Below are 259 nucleotides of genomic sequence, written 5' to 3'. Positions count from 1 at the left end.
AGGTCATTCTCGCATTGTGTAGTGGATGGGGCTTGGGAGGTACAGCTGGGATCAATGCTCAAGGAACCCAGCTTCAGCGCTACGCCTGAGGTATTACTGATTTCCACCAGGCCGACAGGTAGATCAATTACCCCGCCTTCAGGGTTGTCCAGCGCAAGCATACTCGCCAATGCCTGGGGAATGTTCAGGCTGCCCAGTGCACTCAGGGTTAGACCCACCCCCAGTAACATTACACTCAATAATTTACGACCCTGCGAGC

At 54.1% G+C, this 259-nt stretch carries 1 pseudogene; it reads right to left on the bottom strand.

Annotation, left to right across the window (positions count from 1 at the left end):
• Positions 1–239, bottom strand: a pseudogene (locus A3709_RS19705) (midcut-by-XrtH protein); the annotation flags it as partial.
• Positions 240–259 lie beyond the last annotated feature (20 nt).

Source organism: Halioglobus sp. HI00S01 (assembly GCF_001635445.1).
Lineage (GTDB): Bacteria > Pseudomonadota > Gammaproteobacteria > Pseudomonadales > Halieaceae > Halioglobus > Halioglobus japonicus.
Note: the sequence above shows the minus strand (reverse complement) of the source record. Positions and strands in the feature narration are given on the sequence as shown.